Source organism: Micromonospora sp. CA-246542 (genome assembly GCF_050942905.1).
Classification (GTDB): Bacteria; Actinomycetota; Actinomycetes; order Mycobacteriales; family Micromonosporaceae; genus Micromonospora.
Window position 1 is genome coordinate 4,287,746 of sequence record NZ_CP192040.1, and the last position, 23,139, is coordinate 4,310,884.

Annotated in this window: 19 protein-coding genes and 2 pseudogenes; 6 read left to right on the forward strand and 15 right to left on the reverse strand. The window is 72.8% G+C overall.

Annotation, left to right across the window (positions count from 1 at the left end; all coding sequences use genetic code 11):
* Positions 1-5 precede the first annotated feature (5 nt).
* Entirely contained in the window at positions 6-359 is a 354-nt protein-coding gene (locus ACQP0N_RS20090) for a YciI family protein (RefSeq protein WP_433112918.1), read from the reverse strand.
* Between the two features lie 40 nt (positions 360-399).
* Positions 400-810: a DUF6069 family protein gene (locus ACQP0N_RS20095; protein ID WP_433112921.1), complete on the reverse strand. Its 411-nt coding sequence runs from the start codon at positions 808-810 to the stop codon at positions 400-402.
* A 313-nt stretch (positions 811-1,123) separates the two neighbouring features.
* Here ACQP0N_RS20095 and ACQP0N_RS20100 point away from each other — a divergent pair, with 313 nt between their 5' ends.
* Together ACQP0N_RS20100 and ACQP0N_RS20105 are read left to right on the forward strand one after the other, a co-directional pair.
* Complete coding sequence (locus tag ACQP0N_RS20100; protein ID WP_433112924.1) at positions 1,124-2,638, forward strand: DUF1996 domain-containing protein; 1,515 nt, start codon at positions 1,124-1,126, stop codon at positions 2,636-2,638.
* Positions 2,639-2,793: 155 nt separating this feature from the next.
* The gene (locus tag ACQP0N_RS20105; RefSeq protein WP_433112927.1) at positions 2,794-3,879 is read left to right on the forward strand and encodes a hypothetical protein; all 1,086 of its coding nucleotides are present in this window, start codon (positions 2,794-2,796) and stop codon (positions 3,877-3,879) included.
* 72 nt (positions 3,880-3,951) lie between these two features.
* Here the strand turns inward: ACQP0N_RS20105 and ACQP0N_RS20110 are convergent, their stop codons facing one another.
* The 3 genes from ACQP0N_RS20110 to ACQP0N_RS20120 all read right to left on the reverse strand — a co-directional run bounded on the left by ACQP0N_RS20110 (position 3,952) and on the right by ACQP0N_RS20120 (position 8,141).
* Entirely contained in the window at positions 3,952-5,559 is a 1,608-nt protein-coding gene (locus ACQP0N_RS20110; protein WP_433112930.1) for a hypothetical protein, read from the reverse strand.
* A gap of 497 nt (positions 5,560-6,056) precedes the next feature.
* On the reverse strand, positions 6,057-7,454 hold the full coding sequence (locus tag ACQP0N_RS20115; protein WP_433112933.1) for an acyl-CoA synthetase: 1,398 nt from the start codon (positions 7,452-7,454) through the stop codon (positions 6,057-6,059).
* Between the two features lie 135 nt (positions 7,455-7,589).
* Positions 7,590-8,141, reverse strand: a complete 552-nt coding sequence (locus ACQP0N_RS20120; RefSeq protein ID WP_433112936.1) for a glutaredoxin domain-containing protein — start codon at positions 8,139-8,141, stop codon at positions 7,590-7,592.
* A 68-nt stretch (positions 8,142-8,209) separates the two neighbouring features.
* Between ACQP0N_RS20120 and ACQP0N_RS20125 the strand changes: the two genes are divergently transcribed.
* The 3 genes from ACQP0N_RS20125 to ACQP0N_RS20135 all read left to right on the forward strand — a co-directional run bounded on the left by ACQP0N_RS20125 (position 8,210) and on the right by ACQP0N_RS20135 (position 10,883).
* Positions 8,210-9,274 carry a hypothetical protein gene (locus tag ACQP0N_RS20125; protein WP_433112939.1) on the forward strand — a complete coding sequence of 355 codons (1,065 nt, stop codon included), beginning with the start codon at positions 8,210-8,212 and terminating at the stop codon, positions 9,272-9,274.
* Positions 9,275-9,582: 308 nt separating this feature from the next.
* A complete protein-coding gene (locus tag ACQP0N_RS20130) occupies positions 9,583-10,188 on the forward strand; it encodes a response regulator transcription factor (RefSeq protein ID WP_433112942.1) in 606 nt (201 codons plus the stop codon).
* Positions 10,189-10,298: 110 nt separating this feature from the next.
* Entirely contained in the window at positions 10,299-10,883 is a 585-nt protein-coding gene (locus ACQP0N_RS20135) for a response regulator transcription factor (RefSeq protein ID WP_433112945.1), read from the forward strand.
* Between the two features lie 11 nt (positions 10,884-10,894).
* On the opposite strand, the gene ACQP0N_RS20140 is transcribed toward ACQP0N_RS20135, so the two are convergent.
* From ACQP0N_RS20140 to ACQP0N_RS20170, 7 genes are all read right to left on the reverse strand, one after another.
* Positions 10,895-11,122 (reverse strand): hypothetical protein, encoded by a 228-nt coding sequence (locus ACQP0N_RS20140; protein WP_433112948.1) that lies wholly within the window; start codon positions 11,120-11,122, stop codon positions 10,895-10,897.
* 88 nt (positions 11,123-11,210) lie between these two features.
* Positions 11,211-12,650 carry an ATP-binding cassette domain-containing protein gene (locus ACQP0N_RS20145; protein ID WP_433112951.1) on the reverse strand — a complete coding sequence of 480 codons (1,440 nt, stop codon included), beginning with the start codon at positions 12,648-12,650 and terminating at the stop codon, positions 11,211-11,213.
* Complete coding sequence (locus ACQP0N_RS20150) at positions 12,647-14,374, reverse strand: ATP-binding cassette domain-containing protein (RefSeq protein WP_433112954.1); 1,728 nt, start codon at positions 14,372-14,374, stop codon at positions 12,647-12,649. The genes ACQP0N_RS20145 and ACQP0N_RS20150 overlap by 4 nt, the downstream gene beginning before the upstream one ends.
* Positions 14,375-14,450: 76 nt before the next feature.
* Positions 14,451-14,570 carry a SapB/AmfS family lanthipeptide gene (locus ACQP0N_RS20155; RefSeq protein ID WP_013734295.1) on the reverse strand — a complete coding sequence of 40 codons (120 nt, stop codon included), beginning with the start codon at positions 14,568-14,570 and terminating at the stop codon, positions 14,451-14,453.
* A gap of 5 nt (positions 14,571-14,575) precedes the next feature.
* Positions 14,576-17,152 carry a class III lanthionine synthetase LanKC gene (gene lanKC, locus ACQP0N_RS20160; RefSeq protein WP_433112956.1) on the reverse strand — a complete coding sequence of 859 codons (2,577 nt, stop codon included), beginning with the start codon at positions 17,150-17,152 and terminating at the stop codon, positions 14,576-14,578.
* A 215-nt stretch (positions 17,153-17,367) separates the two neighbouring features.
* Positions 17,368-18,822 carry an alkaline phosphatase PhoX gene (locus ACQP0N_RS20165; protein ID WP_433112958.1) on the reverse strand — a complete coding sequence of 485 codons (1,455 nt, stop codon included), beginning with the start codon at positions 18,820-18,822 and terminating at the stop codon, positions 17,368-17,370.
* A gap of 112 nt (positions 18,823-18,934) precedes the next feature.
* Entirely contained in the window at positions 18,935-19,651 is a 717-nt protein-coding gene (locus tag ACQP0N_RS20170; protein ID WP_433112961.1) for a TetR/AcrR family transcriptional regulator, read from the reverse strand.
* A 103-nt stretch (positions 19,652-19,754) separates the two neighbouring features.
* Here ACQP0N_RS20170 and ACQP0N_RS20175 point away from each other — a divergent pair.
* Positions 19,755-20,737 (forward strand): annotated as a pseudogene (locus ACQP0N_RS20175) (NAD(P)-dependent alcohol dehydrogenase).
* A 111-nt stretch (positions 20,738-20,848) separates the two neighbouring features.
* Here ACQP0N_RS20175 and ACQP0N_RS20180 read toward each other — a convergent pair.
* The 3 genes and pseudogenes from ACQP0N_RS20180 to ACQP0N_RS20190 all read right to left on the reverse strand — a co-directional run.
* Positions 20,849-21,307 (reverse strand): annotated as a pseudogene (locus ACQP0N_RS20180) (VanZ family protein); the annotation flags it as partial.
* Positions 21,308-21,309: 2 nt separating this feature from the next.
* A complete protein-coding gene (locus ACQP0N_RS20185; protein WP_433112964.1) occupies positions 21,310-22,416 on the reverse strand; it encodes a Gfo/Idh/MocA family protein in 1,107 nt (368 codons plus the stop codon).
* Positions 22,386-23,096 carry a ThuA domain-containing protein gene (locus tag ACQP0N_RS20190; RefSeq protein WP_433112967.1) on the reverse strand — a complete coding sequence of 237 codons (711 nt, stop codon included), beginning with the start codon at positions 23,094-23,096 and terminating at the stop codon, positions 22,386-22,388. Before ACQP0N_RS20190 ends, ACQP0N_RS20185 begins: the two co-directional genes overlap by 31 nt.
* Positions 23,097-23,139: the final 43 nt, after the last annotated feature.

Genomic DNA, 23,139 nt, shown 5'->3' on the forward strand with positions numbered 1-23,139 from the left:
CCGGGTCAGGCCTGGGACAGGTCGTCGAAGGGGCGGACCTCGATCGGTCCGCAGGCCGCCGCGCACTTCTCGGCCCAGGCGAGCGCCTGGTCCAGGTCGGCGCACTTGAGGACCCAGAAACCGGCGAGGTGCTCCTTCGTCTCGGCGAAGGGTCCGTCGCTCATGGTGGTGGACCCGTTCTCGATCCGCACGACGGTGGCGCTCTCCGACGAGACGAGCCCGCCGCCGAAGACCCAGACGCCCGCGGCCCGCATCTCGTCGTTGATGCGGCCGGTCTCGGCGAACACGACCTCGGTCTCCTCGTCGGACATGGCGGGCTCGCCCTCGACGACGTGTACGGACAACAGGTACTGCTTCATGACGATCCTCTCGACAACTCGACGGTCCGATGGTGACAGCTCAGGCGGCCAGGCGGCGTGCGACAGCCGGGATGACGATCGCGGCGGCCACCAGGTGGGTGAGCATCAGCAGCGCCTTGGTGGCCGTGTCGGCGTCGGCGATGACATCCGGCACCACCGACAGGACCGTCAGCGCCACCGTGGTACGGACGAACGCCCGACGCGGTCGCCGGGCGAACCGGGACAGCAGCGCCGCGAGGACGACGCCGATCAGCGAGAAGACGGCGGTCAGGACACCGAATCCCGCCACCGGTATCGGAGCGCCGCTCACCTCGAGGCTCACGCCCGCCGCCCGGCCGACGGCGGCGACGATCATGGTGGCCGCACTCGCGGCGACCGTGGCGACGACACCGGTCCGGACCAGCGTGCCAAGGGTCGACGTGGCGCGGGTGGCGTGCGTGGTCGTGGTCATTGTGCCCTCCAGCGGATGGGTGGCCCGGCTCGATGCCGGGCTCTCACCAGGGCTACGAACGGAACCCGCCCCGATCGACAGGCTCGTCCCGATCTGTCTCCGAGCCGGCACTCCAACGGCCACCGCCGACCGATTTAATGGAAACTTAAGGGTACGAGGGCAAAAAATTGTTATCCGAAGCCCGCTCAACGGCTACCAGGACAGTTACTCGGCACCCTCCTTAATTCTTTTTCCGCAGATTGCCGCAAGTCTCCGACGTGCACATACTTCATCCGACAGAGCGTTATCGTCGACTCGAAGGAAATCACTGGTAATGCGGACTCCTCCCCCCGCGCACGTCGCACCGCCGGACCGGGCGCGCAAGCGCCGCCGCATCGCTCGCATCACGCTCGCCTCGGGGGTCGCCGCCGCCCTGGTGGGCAGTGGCATCTACATCGCCGGCGCCCAGGCCGAAGAGGTCGCCGTGGCGGGCCGGATCCAGGCGGAGGCCTTCGCGGCCCAGTCCGGCGCGCAGACCGAGAGCACCGGCGACGCCGACGGCGGCCGGAACGTCGGCTGGCTCGGCAACGGAGACTGGCTGCGGTACGACGGCGTCACGATCGCCGGCGCCGACCTGAAGGCCCGGGTCGCGGCGAACAACACCGACGGAGGCGCCGTCGAGCTGCGCCTCGGTACGCAGACCGGCGCCCTGCTGGCCAACTTCCCGATCGCCCACACCGGCGGCTGGCAGAAGTGGACGACGGTGACCGCCACGGCGGCCAGCGTGCCGGCCGGCCCGCAGACCGTCTTCGCCGTCATGAAGAGCAGCTCCCGGTCGGACTTCGTGAACCTGAACTGGTTCACGTTCGGCTCCGCGACGGGTACGACGCCGAGCGCCTCGCCCTCGCCGAGCGCCAGCCCGGCGACGCCGACGACCCCGGGCACCACCCCGACCACCCCGGGCACCACCCCGACCACGCCGGGCACCGCGCCCGCGGCCGGCTGGGTACCTGTCGACCAGGCCAGGTGGGACCGGGAACTGGCTGCCTTCAACGCGATCACGCCGAAGCCGGTGACGCCGGGAACGACCCGCGTTCCCGAGTTCCACACGGACTGCGAGCTGGCGAACTCGGCGCCGGACGACCCGATCGTCGTCCCCGGCCTGCCGGGCGCGTCGCACATGCACACCTTCTTCGGCCCGAAGATCGACGCGTTCACCACGACCGACAAGCTGCTCTCCTCGACGACCACCTGCAACGCCCCCGGTGACCTGAGCGCCTACTGGACCCCGGAGCTGCGCAAGGACGGCAAGCCCGTACCGATGAAGAGTTTCCGGGTCTACTACGGCTCACGGGTGAAGGACCCGTCGACCGTCAAGCCCTTCCCGCCGGGCCTGCGGATGGTCGAGGGCGACGCCAAGAAGCAGGTGGACACCCCGAAGAACGCCGGTAGCAACCAGTTCTGGTGCGCCGGCAGCGCCGAGACCGGCCGCAGCTCGGACGGCAACTGGCCGGTCTGCGCCTCCGGTGGCAACCTCATCTTCCAGCTCGTCTTCAAGGACTGCTGGGACGGCAAGAACATCGACTCGCCCGACCACAAGTCGCACATGGGCGACCCGGTCAACGGCGTCTGCACCGGCAAGTACCCGGTGGCGGTGCCGAACCTGTCCTTCATGGTCAACTACCAGTCGCTGGGCGGCAACGGCCTGACTCTCTCCTCCGGCAAGCCGTCCTCCATGCACGGTGACTTCATGAACGCCTGGGACCCGGCCCACATCGGACCCCTGGTGAAGTCCTGCCTGAACCAGAAGGCCAAGTGCGGCACCGAGGTGACCTTCGCCGGCGGCTGACCCCACACGTAACCCCAGAGGCGGCCCCACGCACAGGCGTGGGGCCGCCTCTCGTTGGCCGACACCCGACACCGAAGCGTGCAGTAGCCGACTGTGACCATGCCATCACCGAAAGCACACTCCTCCCCGACACGTCCCTGTCGAGTGGAGGAACCATGCGTCTCCGAACGATCGTCACCGCCGCGCTGGCCGCCGTCCTGGCCGCCAGCGCGCTCGCACCACCGGCGCCGGCCGCCGCCGCCACCGCCGACCGCTGGGGCTTCGCGTACGTCAAGGACCCCACCGTGGCGGTCTGGACCGTGCTGGACACCAGCCGGCAGTGGGGTAGCTGGAAGACGGCTTTCCCGGCCGCCTGGGCCGACGGCGTCAAGCTCGCGCCCGGCCGCTTCCAGGTGCGCTTCCCGCAGGTGGGCGCGGGCGCGCGGGGCGTGCCACACGTGACGCCGGTAAACCGGACCGGGCACTACTGCGAGGTGGTCCGCTGGTTCCAGTCCGGCACCGACGAGATCGTCGACGTGCAGTGCCACCGGCCCGGCGGCACCCGCGAGGACACCCCGTTCACCGTGCTCTGGACGACCAGCTCGGGCGTCGTGGCGGCTGGCACCTCCCACGCGTACGTGCAGTGGACCAGCGGCGTGGTGGCGCAGTCGTACAACTCGACGGGCGCGGTGAACACCGCCGGGCCGGTGGGCATCGGGCAGTACCTGGTGCGGCTGCCCGCCGTCGGACTGGCCGGCGTGCTCGCCGGTGACGTGCAGGTCACCGCGGTGCAGCCGAACGCCGGACCCCGCCGGTGCAAGGTCTACTCGTGGGCGCCCGTCGGCACCGAGGTGCAGGTCTACGTCTTCTGTTACGACCAGGCCGGGATCGCCGTCAACACCGACTTCGTCCTCTCGTACCACCGTCGCCGACCGGTGATCGGCTCCCTCGGCCCGCCGTCGTACTTCGGTTACCTGGGTACCGCCGTCGGCGGGCCCACCAACGACAACTCGGTGCTCGGCGTCGGCGCGAACACCGTCGCGGCGATCGCGCCCGCCGGCCGCTACCTCGCGACGTTCCCGCAGATCGGTCTCAAGGAGACGCACGCGCAGGTGGTGGCGCAGGGCGCCGGCAACAACTACTGCCACCTGACCCAACCGTGGACGTACACCACCAACGCCGACGTCGACGTCATCTGCTTCGACAATGCCGGCACGGTCACCCCGCACCGCTTCCTGGCCACCTTCACCTCCCGACTCTGACCGCACACGGCCGGCCCCGCCCACGGTCCGATCTGGTGATCGGAGCGTGGGCGGGACCGGATGCCGCGGTGGTCAGCCGAAACAGTTGGGTACGGGTGGCGCGCTGGGCGTGCAGTTGGTGGGTCGGTTGCCGCTGATGGCCGACTTGTCGTCCACCGCCACCTGGCCACCGTCGTTGAACACCCCACCCGGCGCCACGACGGAGACGTTCTCCGTCACCTTGGTCTGGGTGAGGGTGAGGGTGGCGTTGTTGTAGATTCCGCCGCCGCGCGAGTTCGTGCCGAAGGCCTTGTTGCGGGCCACGACGGTGCGACGCAGGACGACCACGCCGCTGCCGTTGTAGACGCCGCCGCCGTTCTCGATGGTGCTTCTCGTGCTGGCGGCGTTCTCACTGATCTGGCTGTCCTCGGCCACGAACTGGCCGATCTGGTTGAACACACCGCCGCCGCGTTGGCCGGCGTCGTTACGAACGATCTTGCCGTGCTGAAGCTGGAAGGTGCCGTCGGTGAAGATTCCGCCGCCCTCGCTACCGGCCGTGTTCTCGGTGACCTCGATGTTCCTGGCCGTGGTGGTGCCGTTGATCCCGGTGCGGATGCCACCACCGCGGAAGCCGGCGCTGTTGTGGTGCACGCGGACGTCGTCGAGCACGGCGGTGCTGGAGTTCGACAGGCCGCCGCCCGCGCCGCCGATCGGCAGGATGACGACGGTCCCGATCGTGCTGTTGTCGCTGAGCCTGGTGTTCCGCACCGTGAGGTTGCCGTTGTTGTAGACACCACCGCCGTCGAACAACGCGCCGTTGTCGCTGATCCGGCTCTCGTCGTCGCCGTACCGCTCCCGGTCCTTGCCGTCCTTGCCGTCCTTGCCGTGGTTGCCGTCCTTGCCGTCCTTGTCCTTGTCCTTGCCGCCGTGGTCGCTGCGGCCGAGGATCCTGGTGTCGCCGAAGTTGGCGATCCCACCGCCGGTGCCGTTGGAGTGGTTGAAGACGACGTCGATGTTCTCCAGGGTGGCCCGACCGCCGACGTCGACGCGGATGCCACCACCGCCACCGCCGATCCCGCTGGTGTCGTCACCGCCCTTGATGGTGGCGTCGCGCAGCTTCAGGTCACCGCCGGCCCCCACCTCGAGGATCCGGAACGGCGTGGCGGAGGCCGCCCGGACGATTGTGGAACCGTTGCCGTCGATCGTGATCGGCTGGGTGACGATGGGCAGGCCGACGGGGCCGTGGGGCACGGGCGGCTGGGGCGCGGACGCGGTGAGCGTGTAGGTGCACCCCTTGGCGAGCCGGAGCTTCGCCCCGTTGCCGGCGTTCGCGCGGACGATCGCCGCGATCAGCTCGTTGGCGCCGCACGGCACGTCCCAGGCGTCCCGGCCGCCACCGCTCCAGTCGTCGTCCCCGCGCTCCTTGTCGCCCCCGTGCTCCTTGTCGCGACCGCCCGGATCGTGCTTGCCGCGGTCGTCGTCCGCCGCCCGGCTGCTGCCGGCGAGGACCTGTTTCCCGAGCAGTCCTCCGCCCGCTCCGAGCGCTCCGGTCAGGCCTCCGGGCACGCCGACGGCCGCCAGACCGGCGACCCCGGTCAGTCCGGCCACCCCGGCGACGAGCCAGCGGGCCCTGCGCCTCTTCGGCGGACGTGGCTGGTCTGCCGCCGCATCGCTGACGTTCGGGTGTCGATGGTTGGACATGTCTGGCCCTTCTCCGTACCCCGTGTCTCTGCACGCCACAGTCGGCGCAGAAAGCGACAAATCGGTTGTCGCCCCCACGGGGAACGTAGCCGAGTCGAACTCACATCAACGGGACTTATGCGAAAAAGTCCTACGTTCGACGCAGGACACGCGTAACGCGCATGCCGCTGTGGTGACCGAGTGCCCCGTGGCCGGGGAATCGTTGGCGCGTCCGGCCGCCGTGACCCCGGACGATCGCAGGAGCACAGGTCACCGCCCGCCGCCCGTCAGGTCGGGCCCCATCACCGCGCGTCCTTTGCTCTGCTTCAGCCCAGGAGACACCCAGCGTCCGATTATCGGACGGCAGATGTTTCCTCGGTTGAAGCAGAGCAAAGGCGGGTCACCCCCCGGGGCCCCGGGAATGGCCCCGAGCCACCGCTCGTTACATGCGCAGCGCGTAGCCCTGCCCGGCACGGGTGACAGCCGGCGCCGAACCCGAGCCTCCGATGTGCTGGTCGTCAGTCGGCGAGCAGGTGCTTCTGCACCTTGCCCATCGCATTGCGGGGCAGCGTGTCGAGAAACCTGATCCGGCGCGGCCGTTTGTGGACGGACAGCGTCCGCGCCACGAAGTCGACGAGCTCGGCCGCGCTCACCTGGTCCGCGACGACGAAGGCGGTGACCTCCTGGCCGAGGTCGTCGTTCGGCGTGCCGACGACCGCGGCCTCGCGAACACCCGGGTGGGCCAACAGCGCATCCTCAACCTCGCCGGCGCCGATCCGGTAACCACCGCTCTTGATCAGGTCGGTCGACCGACGGCCGACCAGTCGGTGCACACCATCGGGTGACACGCTCGCGATGTCTCCGGTGCGGAACCACCCGTCCCCGTCGAGCAGCCGGGCGGTCACGTCGGGCTTGACCAGGTAGCCGTCGAAGAGCATCGGTCCGCGAACCCACAGCTCCCCGATGGCCGTCCCGTCGGCGGGTACCGGCCGCCCGTCGTCGTCGAGCACCCGTGTCTCCGCGCCCGGCACCGGCGTGCCGACCATGCCGGGCCGACGGTGCGGGTCGTCGGCGCGATTGCTCAACGTGATCAACGTTTCGGTCATGCCGTAACGCTCGACCGGCCGGTGACCGGTGAGCTGGCGCATCCGCTCGAACGACGGCGCGGGCAGGGCAGCGCTGCCGGAGACCAGCAGCCGCGCCGAGCTGAGGCGCGCGGCGGCCGTCGGCTGGGCGCAGATCCGCGACCAGACCGTCGGTACCGCGAAGTAGAGGGTGCCGCCTGCCTCGGCGTACGCCTCGGGGGTCGCCCGTCCGGTGTGGTGCAGCCGGCAGCCCACCCGCAGCGCGCCGAGCACGCCAAGCACGAGACCGTGGACGTGGAACAGGGGCAGACCGTGCACCAGAAGGTCGTCGGGGGTCCAGGCCCAGGCGTCGGCGAGCGCGTCGATGCCGGCCTCGACGGCACGGTGCGACAGGACCGCTCCCTTGGGCGCTCCCGTGGTGCCGCTCGTGTACATGATCAGAGCAGTGCGTTCGGGGGCCGGCGCCGGGTGCCGGGTGTCCGAGGTACGGCCCAGGTCGACCCGACGGACACCGATCCGCGTCGGTTCGTCCCCGGTGCCGCCGAGCAGCAGCGTCGCGCCGGAATCGCGCAGGATGTGCGCCCTCTCCCGAGGCCCGGAGTCGGGTGGCACGGGGACGACGGCGGCTCCACCGAGCAACGCGCCGACCACCCCCACCACGGTCTCGGCGGTGGCGCTGGCGTGCACGGCGACGACCGGTTCGCCGCGCAGGTCGTCTGCCACCGCGGCGGCGCATCCCCGCAGGCGCTCGGCGGACATGGCCACCGGCCCGAGGCGGATCAGGTCATCGACGGTCGGGCTGGAGCGGTCGAGACCGTCGAGCAGACGCATGGACCGAGGCTACGCCGGATGTCACGCGTACCTGACCATCAGTATCTCCGGGCCCACCCGACGAACGCGACGCACCGGGCCGACGTCGGTCGCGGCGGTGCGAGCAGTCCGCCCCGGACCGGCGGCGGAAGGGTCTCAGAGCCGGCGGAGCCGCTCGCGGAGCCAGCCGCGGTCGGGGTTCACCACGGCCTGCGCGTCGAACACGACCGTGGGCACCGTCTCGTTGCCGCCGGTGATCGCACGAACGGCCGCGGCACCCTCCGGGTCGTGCCATATGTCGACCCAGTGTGCCTGCCGAGCGAGCCGACCAAGCGAGAAGCGGAGCTGGAGGCAGTAGCGGCAGCCGGGGCGCCAGTACACGATCGGCAGCCCGTCCGCCGCGCTGGCCCGCTGCGCTTCGGCGGCTCCCATCGAGCGGGGGAAAGCCCACGGCGACACCCCGAACGCCACCGCCAGAAAGATCAGAAACTCGACACCGCCAACCACTGGCGACCCGGCGGCCAGTTGGGTAGCCAGGACCACCACGCCGAAGGTCGCCGTCAACACCGTCAGGGCCCACCGCCGCGCCACGCTGGGAACACTACCGTCGACGAGCGGCTGCGCCCGCGCCGCCCCACGGCAGACCGATCCGGCGCCCAGCGTCCATCGCACCCGCCAGGGGCGCGTCCCGCCGTCGACGGATTCCATCGGCGGATGCGAATAGGTAAGCGCATCGCTACTATGGGTCAGTCTCGAGGCAAGGGGGTAGTGCCCGCGTGCGAAGTCCCGTCAACGGAACCGCGCCGACGTCCGCGCCCGGTCGACCCGCGCCCGTCGTGGCCGACCGACCGCGTGGGCTCGTCCGGCGTCTGGTGCTGTTGGCGGTGGCGGTCGGGGGCGGCTTCGTCCTGGCCCTCCTGTTCCAGGGGCCGGCCAGCGCCGACGGCACACGCGGCGGTTCCGGCGACGAACTTCATCGGCAGCTCGGCGCTCTGGTGGAGCCGGTCCGGCGGGTCACCATCACCGAACGTTCCGATCCCGACCCCCGCAGCCGCGAACCCGCCGACGACCGCCGCCATGGCGGACGCCACGCTCCGCTGGCCGGCGCGATAGCCGGTGTCGTCGGCGCACGCGACGTGCCGTCCCCGACCGCGTCCCGCCGCCCGACGGACGCCGCGCGGACCTCCGTGCCGCCGTCCCGGACGGCCACCTCCGTCCGGTCCGACGCCACACGGCACGAACGGCTGCGCTCCTCGACCGCGGCCCGCGCGACTCATCGTCCCGCCCACCGCCCCCGCCCACCTCGATCGGCGGCAGATTCCGCACGGCGGCCGGCGAGCGCCGCGCCCGATCACCGAGAGCTGCCCGAAGCGCTCCTCCCGCCCGCCGTGGCGGGCCCGCTCACCCCGGTCCTGCGTCCCGCCGTCGACGTCGTGCGCGCCCTGCCGATCGCGCCCCTCGTCGCGGCGCTGCTGCGCGTCGTCGACGCCGTCCTGCCGCCCGCTCTCGGCGCGGTGGTCGTACCCGCGCCGCGCTCGCCGGTCGCTCCCCGGCCCGCGAACCGACCGCCGCGTCGCCCGGCGCGGCACCCACGCCGGCCCCGCCAACCCCGCCGCCGGCTCCGGCGCTGCCACCCGTACGCGCCGCGGCGACGCCAACACCGGCGGCACCACCGCCGACACCCGTGGCCGCGTACCCACCTGCCATGGCCCCACCGGGCCACCTCGCCGCGCGCCCGGCGCCGCCGGCCGTTGCGGCCCACCCTCCGGGTCAGCCCGTCACCCCGGTCGACCAGGACGCCGCCGGCACCGACGAGGGCTCGGCGCCCACGCCGGGCCTGATCCGGCCGGCTCACCGGCAGTCACACCCCGGCATCGCCGCGCTCTGCCACCTCGTGCCGCTCTTCGTCGAGAGCCGAACTCCGACTGGGATCGCCCGCCCGGGCTGAGGCCGGCCGCCGACCCCCGGGCTGCTCGCCCGCGCGGTCGGTCCCACCCCGCTGGCCTGGTCAATGGTGCCCGTGCCCGCGCCCTGACGGCGTGGTGGGCCCATGGCCGCCCGACTTCTCGCGTACGACGATCGCGGCCGACCCGTGGACACACCGGGTTCGGTGACCGTCGTGACGTGCACCTGAGATCGGAGAAACACGGTGATCCACGTTGTTGTCGCCGAGGACATGGGCTTGCTGCGCGGAGCGCTCTGCGCCGCGCTCTCCCGTGAGGAGGACATGGAGGTGGTCGCCGACGTCGAGGGCGTCGGCGAATTGTTGACGGCGGTCCGCCGGTGCCGGCCGCAGGTGGTGGTGCTGGCGCTGACGCCGGAGCTGCCCGACCCGGTGGAGGTGGTCGCCCGGATCAGCGCCGAGGCACCGCACGCCGCCGTGTTGGCGATGAGCCCCCGGTGGAGCCCGGCGCTCGTGGAGGCGGCGCTGGCGGCCGGCGCCCGCGGCCTGGTCGGCAAGGACAGCCCGCTGGTGGAGTTGGTGCGGTCGATCCGCGCGCTCGCGGCCGGAGAGCGCGCGATCGACCCGGCGGCCGCGGTGGCGGTGCTCAGTCCGTCGGAGGTGCCGTTGACGCCCCGGGAGTTGGACGTGCTGCGGATGGCCGCCGAGGGTCTGCCACTCAAGGAGATCGCCGGTCGCCTCTTCCTGGCCCACGGGACGGTGCGTAACCACCTGTCGGCGATCCTGCGCAAGATCGGGGCCCGCAACCGGTTGGAAGCGGTGTGGCACGCCCGGCGCAACGGCTGGTTGTAGCCATCGGGGCGGGTCCGTCGCGGGCCCGCCCCGTCGCCGTGCGGCCCCGACGGATGCGTGTTTGAATATTGACGTTGAGTGATCGCCATGCAAGCGCGGGAAGGTTCGTCGTGATCCGTACCCTGCTCGCTCTGGACGGGGCCCTGGTGTTGGGGGCGCTGTCGTTCGTCCTCGCCGCCGAGGACGACATCCGTGTCGTGGCGGAGGTGGATCGCGGCGACGCGGTCCCCGCGGCCGTCCGTGCCCAACGCCCGGACGTGGTGGTGGCCGACCTCGATCTGGTCGAGGAGGAGGTGCCCGGTCGCCTGGGCCTGTGCCCCATCCTGATGCTGGTCCACCCGCACCGGGCCTGGCGACTGCGGGGGATGCTCAGTCCGTCCCGGACCGTCGGCATCCTGCGCAACGACGCCGCGCCTCAGCGGGTCGTCGACGGGATCCGCCGGCTCGCCCGCCGGGAGCCCGTCCTCGACGCCGACCTCGTCGTCGCGGCCCTGCACTCGGACGACCCGCTGACCGAGCGGGAGCGGGAGGTGTTGACGCTGACGGCGGCGGGCGCACCGGTCGTCGAGGTCGCGGCGTCGCTCGGGCTCAGCCGTGGCACCGTCCGCAACCACCTCGCTCGGATCGCCCGCAAGGTGGGTGCGCGCACCCGGGTGGAGGCGGTGCGGTTGGCGGGCGAGGCGGGCTGGATCTGACCGGCGGAGGGTCAGCCCGGCCGGGTGGCCGGGGACGGCGGCACCGGCTCCTCCCAGCAGCCGACGAGCGCCCGGTAGGTGGCCGAGCGGGTCAGCAACTGCCCGTGCGTCCCCACGGTGGGCGTGTCGCCGTCGAGGACCAGCACCCGATCGGCGCGCAGGGCGGAGCTGATCCGGTGGGCGATCACGACGAGGCTGCCGGGCCGCCGAGCGAACGCGGCCTCGACGGTCGCCTCCAACGCCGGGTCGAGATGGCAGGTCGCCTCGTCCAGGACCGCCAGCGGGGCGGGCGCGAGCCAGGCCCGGACCGCCGCGACGAGCTGCCGCTCACCGGCGGAGAGCCGGGCCGGTACGACCGGCGCGTCCAGGCCCCCAGGCGGGTCGCCAGGGGCGTGCGCCCAGCTCGTCGAGGGCGACCGCCAGGGTGTCGTCGTCGGCGTCGGGCCGGAGGTAGCGGAGGTTGTCGGCCAGCGTGCCGGTGAAGACGTACGCCTGCTGGGGCAGCAGCACCCGCATCCGGGCCAGGACGGCCGGGGCGGCGTCGGCGACCGGAGCACCGGCGAGGTGGACCGTGCCCTCCTGCGGCGGCACGAGCCCGGCCAGCAGGGCGGCCAGCGTGGACTTGCCCGCGCCGCTGGGTCCCACCACGGCCAGGTGATCGCCGTTGGCGAGCGTCAGCGAGAAGTTCCGCAGGATCGGCTCGGCGCTCGGGCCGTACCGGAAGGTCAGTCCCCGGACCTCGACGGCCGGTGAGCCGCCGGCCGGCCTGGTCGACGGGCGCGGGCCCGGAGTCTCCGCCGTGGACGCCGGCCGGTGGGGATAGACGCGCAGCAGGTTCTCCAGGGTCACCGCGTAGCGCAGCCCGCCGCCACCGAGGCCCTGCACGAGGGTGTGCAGGGCGGGTTGCAGCCCGGTGGACACGTAGATCAGCGCCCCCAGCACCTCGCCCGCCGTCATTCCGCGCTCGACCAGCCACGGAGTGGCGACGAGCAGCACCACCAGCGGCGACCAACCGCCGATGCCGAGGCTGAGGCTGCGGATCACCGCCATCCGGGCGAGGGTGCGCTCGGCGGCGGCCTGCGCGGACACGTGCTGCTCCACCTCGGACGCCACGCGCGCCTGGGCGCCACAGGCCAGCACGTCGCGGTGACCGGCCAGCGCCGTCGCCGCCGACTGGCCCAACCGCTCGCCCGCGCGGACGTACGCCCGCTGGTGCGCGACCATGGCCGGCAGCGCGGCGAGGAACACGGCCAGGCCGGCGACCAGCGGCGCGGCGGCCAGCGCCGCCGCCACCGGCGCGAGGGCGAGGAGGCCGAGCAGGGCAGCGCCGGCGGAGAAGAGGAAACCACGCGTGACCATCAGCAGGCCGGCGAAGGTGTCGCGGACGATCTCCATCTGGTGGGTCAGCCGGGTCATCGCCGCGCTGTCCGGGCGACCACCCGCGCGGGTGGCGTCCCGGAGCGCGCCCCGCACCACCTGAGCGGCCACCTCGTCGCGGAACGGCTCGACCACCGCGCCGAGGCTCCGGTACGTCCGGCCGGTCGCCGCCGCGCCGACCAGCACGGCCACGGCGAGGACCCCCAACCACGCCAGCCCGTCGACGAGACGCCCGGCCAGGAAGCCGTCGTCCACCGCACGGGCGACCAGCAGGCCGGCGAGCAGCGCCGGCAACGCCTCGACGAGCGACCACCCGCAGAGACGGGCCAGGTCGGCTCGGCGGGCCCGCAGCGCCCGCCAGGTCACCCGGCGTACGGTCAGCGGGGTCACGATCCACCGCCGGCCGGCTCGAACACGGCCCGGTAGTCCGGCTCGGCCCAGAGCCGCCGGTGCGGCGCCAGCGCGCGTAGCCGACCACCGTCCAGCCAGGCGACCAGGTCGGCGCGGGCGGCCGCCGCCGCCCGGTGGGTGACCACCAGTCGGGTCCGCTCGCCCGGGCGCCCGACGACCGCTTCGGTGATCCGGTGTTCGGTCGCCGTGTCCAGGCTGGACGTGGCGTCGTCCAGGATGAGCAGCCGCTCGGCGGCGAACGACCGGGCCAGGCCGAGGCGTTGGGTCTCACCACCGGAAAACGGCGCGTCCACCAGCGGTGTGCGGTACCCCTCGGGCAGCCGGTCGATCACGTCGGCGACCGCCGCCAGGCGGGCCGCCCGCAGAACCGCCGGCGTGGCCGGGCGCGCGTCCGCCGGTGGCATCGCGACGGCACCCGGCAACGCCAGGCCGACCGCGTCGTGGACCGTCGCGCCGATCAGCACCGGCTGATCGAAGGCGTAGCCGACGGCTCGGCGCAGCGCCGACGCGTCGAGGTCCCGCAGCGGTACGCCGTCCAGGAGCGCCGTACCGTGATCCGGGTCGTGCAGCCGTCCCGCCACGGCCGCGAGGGTCGACTTGCCGGCGCCGGACGCGCCGACGACGGCCACGGTCGCGCCGGCCGGCACGTCCAGGTCGATGCCGTCCAGGATGGGCCGGCCGTCGTCGCCGTACACGCGCACGTCCCGCAGTCGCAGCGCGCCACCACCGGGCGGTAGGGGCCGGTCGCCGCTCGTCATGGCGGGCTGTCGCAGCGGTTCGGCGACCCGGTGCGCCCCGGCGCGGCTGCGCACCAGGTGGTTGAGCGTGGCGAGGACCGCACCGAGCCCGGCGCCCATGGCCGCGTACCGGACGGCGGCGACCAGTTCACCGGGCGTGAGCCAACCGGCCGTCAGGGCGTACCCGCCGACCGCGACGACGCTCAGGTGCAGCAGCGGCGCCACGGCGGCGGTACGCGCGCTCGCCCGGGCCAGCAGGTCCCACGTACGTCGGCCGTGCCGGCCCAGCTCCGGCAGGGCCGCCAGCACACGGGCCTCCTCGCGGCGGACCGTGGCGGCGGCGGCGATACTCCGGGCGCCGGTCAGCGACTCCAGCAGTCGGCCGGCGATGACGCCGAGCACCCGTTGGTAGCCGGCCGTCGCGGCGGAGGCGTCGGCCACGAAGGCGCGCATGAGGACGGCGAGCAGGCCGAGGCCGGCGAGCAGGGTGATCCCCAGGATCGGTTCCAGGAGGGCGAGCGCGACGACGCTGCCGAGGGGCGGCAGCACCGCCACGGCGGCCAGGACCACGGCGTTGCCGGCCTGTCCCGCGTCGGCGGACTGGCCGACCAGGCGACCGACGAGATCGCCCACCGGGTATCGGCGGGTGGCACGGACGTCCAGCGCGAACAGGTGGCCCAGCAGGTGGCGGCGCAGTCCGGCGGTGGCGCGGGCGGCGCCGAATCCGCTGGCCAGGTCGGTCAGGGCGTCGACGCAGACGAGGGCGGCGACCAGGCCGCAGGCGGCCACCGCCCACCAGAGCGAGCCTCCGGACAGGGCGGCGTCGACGGCGCGGCCCAGGGCGGCGGGAAGCAACAGTTCGGCGGCCGCGCCCAGGAGCGCGATCGCCGCGAGCCCGGCGGTCCAGCCGCCGCCCGCCAGGACCGTTCGCCGCAGCAACCGGTCCCCCGCGTCGAACGTCGACATCGCGCCTCCCGGTGCCACGCGGTCGCCCTGGGTGGGCACGTCTACCCACCCAGGGCGATCACGTTCGTGCGACGGATCAGTTGCAGGTCGTGACGGAGAGCGAGCTGTCGCCGCAGAGCAGCAGGCTCGCCCGGCTACCGCCACCCGTGCGGTCGGCCGGAGCCATCTCCAGGCCCTGGAGGTCCAGAAGCGCCATGTCGTTCACCTCCCTTCCATTCCTTTGTCGATCCGGTCGCCCCCGCTGTCGCGGGGGAGTCTCTGCGCGCCCGGCAGGGGCGCGAGGAAGGGCAGCACCGGCGGGTCGTCCTGCCGCGCGCAGGTCAGCGCGTACAGCACGCCGGCGGTGCCGGTGCCGAAGTCCATGGAGAGCCGGAGGAGCTGCTCACCGGGGAAGGCGGTCCCCTCCCGGTACGGCAGCGCATGCCAGGCCAGCCGGTCCACCTGCGCGTCGAGTTCCCGGCGGTCGCCGTCGTGGACCGAGGCGGCGAGGTAGGCGATGATGCCGGCCCGGCCGGCGAAGAGCCCGGTCTGCGCGTAGAACGGTGACCGTGCCGCGCGGCGGATCCCCGCGCTGGCCTCTGCGAACCCGTCGTCGTCGCGATGGCGCAGGTACTGATCGAGGACCAGTCCGATGCCGACGCTGCCGTGTGCCAGGTACGGCATGGTCCGCCAGCCCTCGTTGACCTCCAGGGCGCCGTCCGGGCGCAGCACGCACCGGCGCAGATCCTGGCGCAACGCCGTGGCGGCGTGCCCCAACAGGTCCTCGTCGCCGCTGAGCTCGTAGAGCCGCAGCAGCAGCAACGCCGGTCCGGTCCGGCCGCGTAGCAGCCCGGCGTACGGGTGGCGTCCGCCGCTGATGTCCGGGCCGGGATCGTCGGGCAGTTGCCCGATCACCCGCTCGGCGGCTCGCCACGCGGCGTCGCGCAACGACACCTCCCCGGTACGGGCCGCCAGCTCGGCCAGGTTGAGCGCGATCCCGGACAGTCCGCTCGCCAGGCTGTGGTCGAGTCCGTCCAGCGGCTCGCGCAGGCAGATGTCGAGCACGTCCAGCGCGTCCTGCCGGCGGCCGAGGCTCTCGAGGGCGTGGGCGACACCGTGCAGGCCGTCGTAGAAGCCGCAGCGGGTGCCGGACGGGGGCGCGGTCGCCCGTCGTACCAGCCAGTCCTCGTGCTCGGGCCACCGTCCGACGCCGCTGGTGTGCAGCGCGTACAGCACTCCCGCCGCCCCGTGGGCGAGGTTGAGGCCGCCGCTGCGGAACTGCTCGATGTCGCCGGGGAAGAGCCGGTCGTCGCGGGTCGGGGTGGCGCTGGCCAGGATGGCGGTCGCCAGCCTGTCCTGGGTGACGGGCGCGTCGTGCGCGGCCGTCACCTGCGGACCGCCGGTGATCTCCTCGACCGCCGGGTCGAGGAAGGACCTCGGCACTGGGAAGTTGGCGGCGATGACGTCGGCCAGGTGCGCCGCCTTCGCCGGAGCGAGCCGGACGAGCTGGGTCAGGGGCAGGAACAGCGCCAACCGCAGGCACGCCAGGGCGTACGTGTCGACCGCCGGCCCGGTCCGGTCGCGGGGCGCCGCGAAGCCCTGGTTGCGCAGCCCCGGCCGACGGTGCCCGTCGATCGGCGCGGCCACCTCGAAGTCGACGAGGGCGACCCGGTCGTCCGGACGGATCATGATGTTGAACAGGTGCAGGTCGCCGTAGACCAGGCCGCGTTCGTGGATCGCCGCGATGAGGGACTCGACCTGCTCGTGGACGTGCCGGGCCCAGCGGGCGTACGCCGCCCGGTCCTCGTCCGTCGCGTCGGCGTCGATCAGCGGATACCTGTCGACCAGCACCTTGTTCAACGGTCGACCCTCGATGAACTCCAGCGCGAGGAACCGGTGCTCGCCCAGGTCGAACTCGTCGTGCACCCGGGGCACCTGAGGCAGGTCGGCGAGTTGCCGCAGGGCGTCGGCCTCGCGGGCCAGCCGGGCTACGGCGTCGACGCCGTCGGCGTCCAGGCCGGCGTGCGGCCGGGCCTCCTTCAGCACGACCTCGGTGTCGGTGCGCAGGTCGCGGCCCACGTACAGGCCACCGCCGTTGGAGAAGTGGATCACCCGTTCGATCCGGTACGGCACCTGGTCGGTGCTGGTGCCGCCGCGGGCCGCGAGGTGCGGGCCGAGGAAGTCGGGCAGGGTGACCCAGGACGGCACGTGGAAGACGGGATCGCGGCGGTCCGGCACCAGCGTGCCGGAGTCGTCCTCGATCGCCGGCACCACCTGACCGTCGGGCGAGTGGCAGTAGCGGGCGGCGAAGCCGCCGTAGCGCACGTGGATCGGGCCGGCGCCGTAGCGCAGGTCGCTGAGGATGTACGGCCCGGACTCGCCGGTGAGCAGCTCGTCGAGCTCCTTGCAGACCAGCTCCAGCTCGGCGTCGTCGCGCGGGTAGACGGTGACGAACTTGCCGCTGGCGGCCCGGGAGGCGTACTTGGAGTTGCGCAGCAGCAGCGTGCGGGGCCCCCGGAGGAACTTGAAGGACAGGCCCCGGGGTACGCAGTAGTCCCAGACGGCGTCCAACACGCGCTCGGCGTTCGACAGACCCGCCGATACGTGGATCTTCCAGCCCTGCTGCGGCAGCGAACCGCCGTCCGGGGCGTAGATCAGCCAGTCGTCGAGCGGCTCACGACGCCAGCCGGTCGGGATCTCCCGCTCGGCGGCCGGAAAGACGGGCTGCGCGACGGCGCTGCCGAGCGAGTCGTAGAACAGGCGATCCGCGGCGCAGTAGCTGTCGTAGCGTTCGTCCACTGTCCCGCCGCCTCTCGATTCCGGCCGGTTGCTGTCGTCCGGCGTTGCATCGAGTCTCATCGACGGGGCCCGGTGGGCTCCAGTGCGCTAAGTCACCGACCGTGATGCGAGGTGCACACGAACTCGTGACAATAGTCAGGCACTGCCGAGGTTTGAAAAGACGGCAGGTGGGCACCGGGCCGCCGCCCGATCCCCACCTGCCGTCGCGCACGTCGTCAGCCCAGGTACTTCTCCCACGGGCCGGTGATCGCCAGGGTCAGGCCCGGGTCCTGCATGTTGACGAACAGCACCTTGCCGTCGGCGCTGAAGGTCGGGCCGCAGAACTCCGAGTCGTTGAGCTGGTTACGGGCGATCGCGTACGTCGGCCCGCCCGGGATGGTGCTGAGCACGTGCGAGGCGCCCTTGCCGTCCTCGGCGAGCACCAGGCTCCCCCACGGGGTGACCGTCACGTTGTCCGGGCCGTCGAAGGTGATGTCGGTGTACCTGACCGGCGTCCCCTCCTCGGCGGCGGCCTGGTGCGGGAAGTACGTCACGAGCTGGATGGTCTGGTCCTTGAAGCTGTAGAACCAGACCATGCCGTCGTGCGGCGCCGCGTCGGCCGGCAGGTCGCCCTCGTCCCACGCGTAGGAGTTGACGACATACACGCCCTCGTCGGTGCTCCAGACGCCCTCGAACTTGCGACCACGGGTGACCTGACCGTCGGCGAACTGCTCGCGTACGGAGGTGTGCCGCGCGTCGCGGTCCGGCACCTCGATCCACCGGACCGGGAACGGGCGGCCGAGCTGGGCGGAGGTCAGGTAGGCGACGTCCGGCAGCACGGAACCGTCGTCCATGATGATCTGCATCGCGGCGAGGACACCGGCGTCCGGCGCGAGGCGGGTCAGCACACCGGGCCCCAGCTTCACGCCGCGCGGCGCGGACCAGCGGTAGAAGAGGCCGTTGGGCTCGTCGGCGTCCTCGGAGAGGTAGACGTGGGTGCGGTCCCGGTCGATCGCCAGCGCCTCGTGGGAGTAGCGACCCAGACACTTGATCGGCCGCGGGTCGGCGCTGCCGTCGGCCCAGACCTCGAAGACGTACCCGTGGTCCTTGGCGTAGACGCCGGAGCGGTCGCCCTCCTCCCACCTGTCGCCGGCGCGGTCCTCGGTCTCCTCGCAGGTCAGCCAGGTGCCCCACGGGGTCGGGCCGCCCGCGCAGTTGGAGATGGTGCCGGAGAGGGCGACGAACTCGCCGAGGTTGCGGCCCGCGACGTCGGTCGTGATCACCGTGCAGCCACCGGCGTCGACGGCGCCCGGGTCGTAGACGGTGCCCTTGACGTGCGGTACGCCGAACTCGGCGCCCGGGTCGATCTCGTGATTCTGGATCAGCGTGTAACGGCCGCGTCCGGCGTCGTAGACGGCCATGCCGTCGTGGTCCGCCGGGGTCACGCCCTGACCACGGTCGAGGCGGGTGACGCCGGTCCGGGTGACGATCGTGTAGCGGAAGCCCTTGGGCAGGGCCAGGATCCCCTTGGGGTCGTCCACCAGCGGCGGGAAGGGAACGCGACCGCCCGGGGCCGGCGAGTGCGGTCGGGCGGGGCTGGCCTGCGCCAGGGACGGCAGGCCACCGGCGACGGCGAGGCCCACACCGGCGGCGGCGCCGCCGGCGAGGAAGGTACGACGGGAGGAAGGCACGCGGATCAGCTCCTGATCAAGACAGTGCGACGGCCGACAGCCAACCCGCACCGACGAACACCGAAGCGTCAGCCGTGGGGTCCACCGGTGACATCGGGGTGAAGAAACGGCGTCACCGGGGTCGTCGCGGTGACGCCCAGCCCTGCTCGTGCAGCCGTTCGATGCCGTCCAGCAACAGGTCGAGCGCGAACTCGAACTCGAACTGGTCATCGCAGCCCTGCCCCACGACCGACTCGTCGTCGTGGGATGCGGCGGTGGCGATCTCCGCCAGGTGCGGGAACCGGGCGGCGAACTCCGGCGGCATCGCCGCGGCGGGTTCGGGGCTGGCTGCTCCGGACCGACCGGCGCGGCGGGAGTCGTCGAACAGCTCCTGGCTGAAGCCCAGAACCCGGCTGCCCATCGTGTGCATGACGTGGTGTGCGAGGTTCGCGGAGAACCCACCGGCCCGGAGGGTGCCGACCACCGAGTCGAGGTAGGCCAGGACGGCCGGCGTCGCCATCGTCCGCGACTCGATCGCCAGCGGCGCCCAGGGGTGCCGGCGCAGCACCGCCCGCGCCGAGAGGATGCGCCGGCGGATGGCGTCCTTCCAGGTGGTGTCGCGCTCGGGCGGGTCGATCTGGCCGACGATCACGTCGATCATGCCGTCGAGCAGTTCGTCCTTGTTGGCCACGTGCTTGTAGAGAGCCATCGGCACGACGCCCAGGTCCTGGGCGAGATTGCGCATGCTGAGCGATTCGATGCCGGTCCCGTCGGCGAGCGCGACGGCCGCCCGCAGAATGCGGTCCCTGCTCAGCGGCGCGCGGCGCAGCGTCTCAGCCTGCTCGACCATCTCGTCCTCGTCCTGTCCGGCGGTTGTTGAACGATAACCACCATTGACAGGTATACGGCGTACACCTACCGTTGGTGTACACCGTACACTTCAGGGAGGACCCATGAAGGCGATCGTGCAGGACCGGTACGGCGGCCCGGAAACCCTCGTCCTCGGCGACGTCGCCACGCCGACGCCCGCCCCGAACGACGTGCTCGTCCGGGTCGCGGCCGCCTCGCTCAACGCGTACGACTGGCACGCCATGCGCGGCGATCCCCGGATGGCGCGGTTGGCGATGGGCCTGTCGCGGCCCCGCGCACGCATCCGCGGTCGGGACATCGCCGGCCGCGTCGAGGCCGTCGGGGCCGACGTGCGCGACCTCCGGGTGGGTGACGCGGTCTTCGGCGACCTCGGCGACGCCAACGGCGCGTTCGCCGAGTACGCGTGCGTGCCCCAGACGCAGGTCGCGCCCATGCCGACGAACCTGACCCCCAGCAGGCGGCGGCCCTGCCGCTGGCCGGCATCACGGCGCTCCGGGGACTGTGCGACGTCGGGCGGGTCGAGCCCGGTCAGCGCCTGCTCGTGAACGGGGCCTCGGGCGGCGTCGGCACCCTCGCGGTGCAACTGGGCAAGGCGCTCGGCGCGACCGTGACCGGGGTGTGCAGCACCCGCAACGTCGACCTGGTCCGCTCGCTCGGCGCCGACGACGTCGTCGACTACCGCCGGGACGACTTCGCCGACGGCTCACGCCGACACGACGTCGTGCTCGACCTGGTCGGCAACCGCTCCCTCACCGACCTGCGGCGCGCGCTGACACCGACCGGGACGCTGGTGCTCTCCGGCGGGGGCGTGTACGGCGGCGGCAGCCTCGTCGGGCCGGTGTGGCTGATCGCGCGCGGACGACTACTCGCGCCGCTGGTCCGGCAGCGCGTCGTCACGCTCACCACGACGCCGAGCCGGCAGCACCTCGACACGCTCCGCGCCCACGTCGAGGCCGGCCGGCTCACACCGGTCGTCGACCGGACGTACCCGCTGCACGAGGTGCCCGACGCCATCCGGTACGTCGAGGGCGAACACGCGCGGGCCAAGGTCGTCATCACCATCTGACGGCCGCCGCGCGACCGCGTCCGCCGGTACGGACGTCCACCAGCGTCGCGACGCCAGCGCGGCCAGACCCGCACCGGCGGCGTTGAGCAGCACGTCGTCCACCGAGGACACCCGGTCGAGCCGCAGGACGTACTGCGCGGCCTCCACCAGGACCGAGCAGCCCGCCCCGAGCAGCAGAACCCGGCGCACCGACGTCAACGCCGCGAACCGCAGCGGGCCGAAGAACCCCAGCGCCGCGAACACCAGCAGATTGCCGACGATCTGGCCCGTCGCCCTCGACGGGCCACCATCGACGACGATCGTGATCAGATCGCGTAGCGGCACGAGGTTCACCCGACCGGCGACGACGCCGGCCGCCGACCCCGGCAGGAGGATCATCCAGACCCACGGCACCGTCCCGTAGACGATGCCGACCTCCGCCACCGACTTGCGCCACGCGTGCGGGTCACCGGCGGCACGCCGACGACGCGCCAGGGCCCACACCGCCAGCGCGGCCAGCGGCAGGACGACCACCGTGACGAGGGCGACGCCGGTGAAGGTGCCGAACCAGCCGTGCCAGCCCCGGAGCATGGCTATCCGACGCCCTTCCACTGCGTCGCCGGGGTAAGCGGCACGGGCACGGGCCGTCGCGGCGTCGTCGTCAGCTCGATCCGGCGGCCCTGCGCCGCCGACTCCAGCAGCGCGGTCATCGTCTCGAGGACGTGCAGGGCGACGTCGCCACCGGCGCGGGGCGCACGCTGGTCATCGGCCAGGACGAAGTCGAGCAGGCCGATCCCCCGGCCGCTCCCGGCGTACCCGGCGCGCGCCTGGAGGGCACGCCACTCGTCGCCGCCGAGCGCGAAGTGGCGGACCTCGCCGTCGAAGTAGTTCGGGTCCGGTACGGCGAGCGTGCCGGTCTCCCCGTGGACCTCGATGGGCGCGGCGGTCGTCGCGATGCCGTCGAAGCTCGTGGTGATGGTGGAGAGCGCGCCGTCGACGTGTTCGAGGACGCCGGTGACGTGGGTGTCCACCCGCACCGGGATGTGTTCGCCGGCGCGTGGGCCCGAACCGATGACGCGCTCGGATCGCAGGCGGCTGGCGGCCCCGACCACCGCGCGGACCGGCCCGAGCAGGTGCACGAGCGCCGAGATGTAGTACGGCCCCATGTCGAACAGGGGGCCACCGCCGGGGGTGTAGTAGAAGTCCGGGTGTGGGTGCCAGCGCTCGTGACCGGCCGTGACCATGACGGCCGTCGCCGACATCGGGCGGCCGATCAGGCCGTCGTCGATCGCCGCACGCGCCGTCTGCGTGCCCGTGCCCAGGACGGTGTCCGGCGCGCATCCGATGTGGACGCCCGCCGAGGCGGCGCGTTCGACGATCGAGCGGCCGTCCGGGAACGTCACGGCGAGCGGCTTCTCGACGTACACGTTCTTGCCGGCGTCGATCGCGGCGCGGGAGACCTCGGCGTGCGCCGCGGGGATCGTCAGGTTGAGCACCGTGTCCACGTCCGGGTGGGCGAGCAGGCGCTCGACGCTCATCGCCGCGCTGCCGGGGACCGTGGCCGCCGCCGCGGCCGACCGGGACGCGTCGAGGTCGGCCAGCGCGGCGATCCGCACCGCGGGGTGGTGCGCGAGGGTGTCCAGGTACGCGCGGGAGATGACCCCGAGACCTACGATGCCGACGCCGTGCGGGTCGCCCACACCATCCCCCTCTCGATGACGGTACGTACGGACGGGTGCTCCAGCACGTCGAGGTTGTGGCCCGGAGTCGTCACGACGACGCGGCCCGCGCCCCAGCGGCGGGTCCAGATCGCCGGCGAGGTGACCGGCCGGTGCCACGGATGCCACTCCCGCGTGGGGTGGGTGGTGACGGCCAGGACGTCGATGAGGTCGTCGTGCAGCACCCAGTACTGCTCGCTGACCAGGTCGAAGTCCTCGATGCCGGCGGTGATGGGGTGCTCCCGGCCGAGGTCGGTGACGCGCACGGTGTGCGGCAGGAAGTTGTCCTCCTCCCCACCGTGGCGCTCGCACGGCTCCTTGCCCGGATGGGTGGCGAACTGGCCGCCCACCAGGTGCAGGTACTCCGCCGAGGCGCGGAACGCGTCCACGATGCCGCCGTGCCAGCCGGTGAAGCCCGTGCCGGCGACGACCGCCGCGGCGAGCCCGGCCACCTGGGCCGAGGTGATCTCCGACATCGTCATGCACTGCACGATCAGGTCGGTGCCGGCCAGCTCGTCGGCATCGGCGTAGATCTCCGTCGACTCCTCGACCCGTACCGCGTAGCCGTTGCGTTCGAGGAAGGGGATGAACAGCTCGGTGGCCTTGACCGGCTGGTGCCCCTCCCATCCGCCTCGGACCACGAGTGCTCTCGGCTGCGTCACCGTCGCTCCCTCCACCGTCCGTCGCCGCCGGGCCGGCCGCTGC

What these genes read in the sequence shown, in the direction of transcription:
- ACQP0N_RS20090 (WP_433112918.1), bottom strand. Translation starts at nt 359, where the DNA reads ATGAAGCAGTACCTGTTGTCCGTACACGTCGTCGAGGGCGAGCCCGCC.
- ACQP0N_RS20095 (WP_433112921.1), bottom strand. Translation starts at nt 810, where the DNA reads ATGACCACGACCACGCACGCCACCCGCGCCACGTCGACCCTTGGCACG.
- ACQP0N_RS20100 (WP_433112924.1), top strand. Translation starts at nt 1,124, where the DNA reads ATGCGGACTCCTCCCCCCGCGCACGTCGCACCGCCGGACCGGGCGCGC.
- ACQP0N_RS20105 (WP_433112927.1), top strand. Translation starts at nt 2,794, where the DNA reads ATGCGTCTCCGAACGATCGTCACCGCCGCGCTGGCCGCCGTCCTGGCC.
- ACQP0N_RS20110 (WP_433112930.1), bottom strand. Translation starts at nt 5,559, where the DNA reads ATGTCCAACCATCGACACCCGAACGTCAGCGATGCGGCGGCAGACCAG.
- ACQP0N_RS20115 (WP_433112933.1), bottom strand. Translation starts at nt 7,454, where the DNA reads ATGCGTCTGCTCGACGGTCTCGACCGCTCCAGCCCGACCGTCGATGAC.
- ACQP0N_RS20120 (WP_433112936.1), bottom strand. Translation starts at nt 8,141, where the DNA reads ATGGAATCCGTCGACGGCGGGACGCGCCCCTGGCGGGTGCGATGGACG.
- ACQP0N_RS20150 (WP_433112954.1), bottom strand. Translation starts at nt 14,374, where the DNA reads ATGTCGACGTTCGACGCGGGGGACCGGTTGCTGCGGCGAACGGTCCTG.
- ACQP0N_RS20155 (WP_013734295.1), bottom strand. Translation starts at nt 14,570, where the DNA reads ATGGCGCTTCTGGACCTCCAGGGCCTGGAGATGGCTCCGGCCGACCGC.
- ACQP0N_RS20170 (WP_433112961.1), bottom strand. Translation starts at nt 19,651, where the DNA reads ATGGTCGAGCAGGCTGAGACGCTGCGCCGCGCGCCGCTGAGCAGGGAC.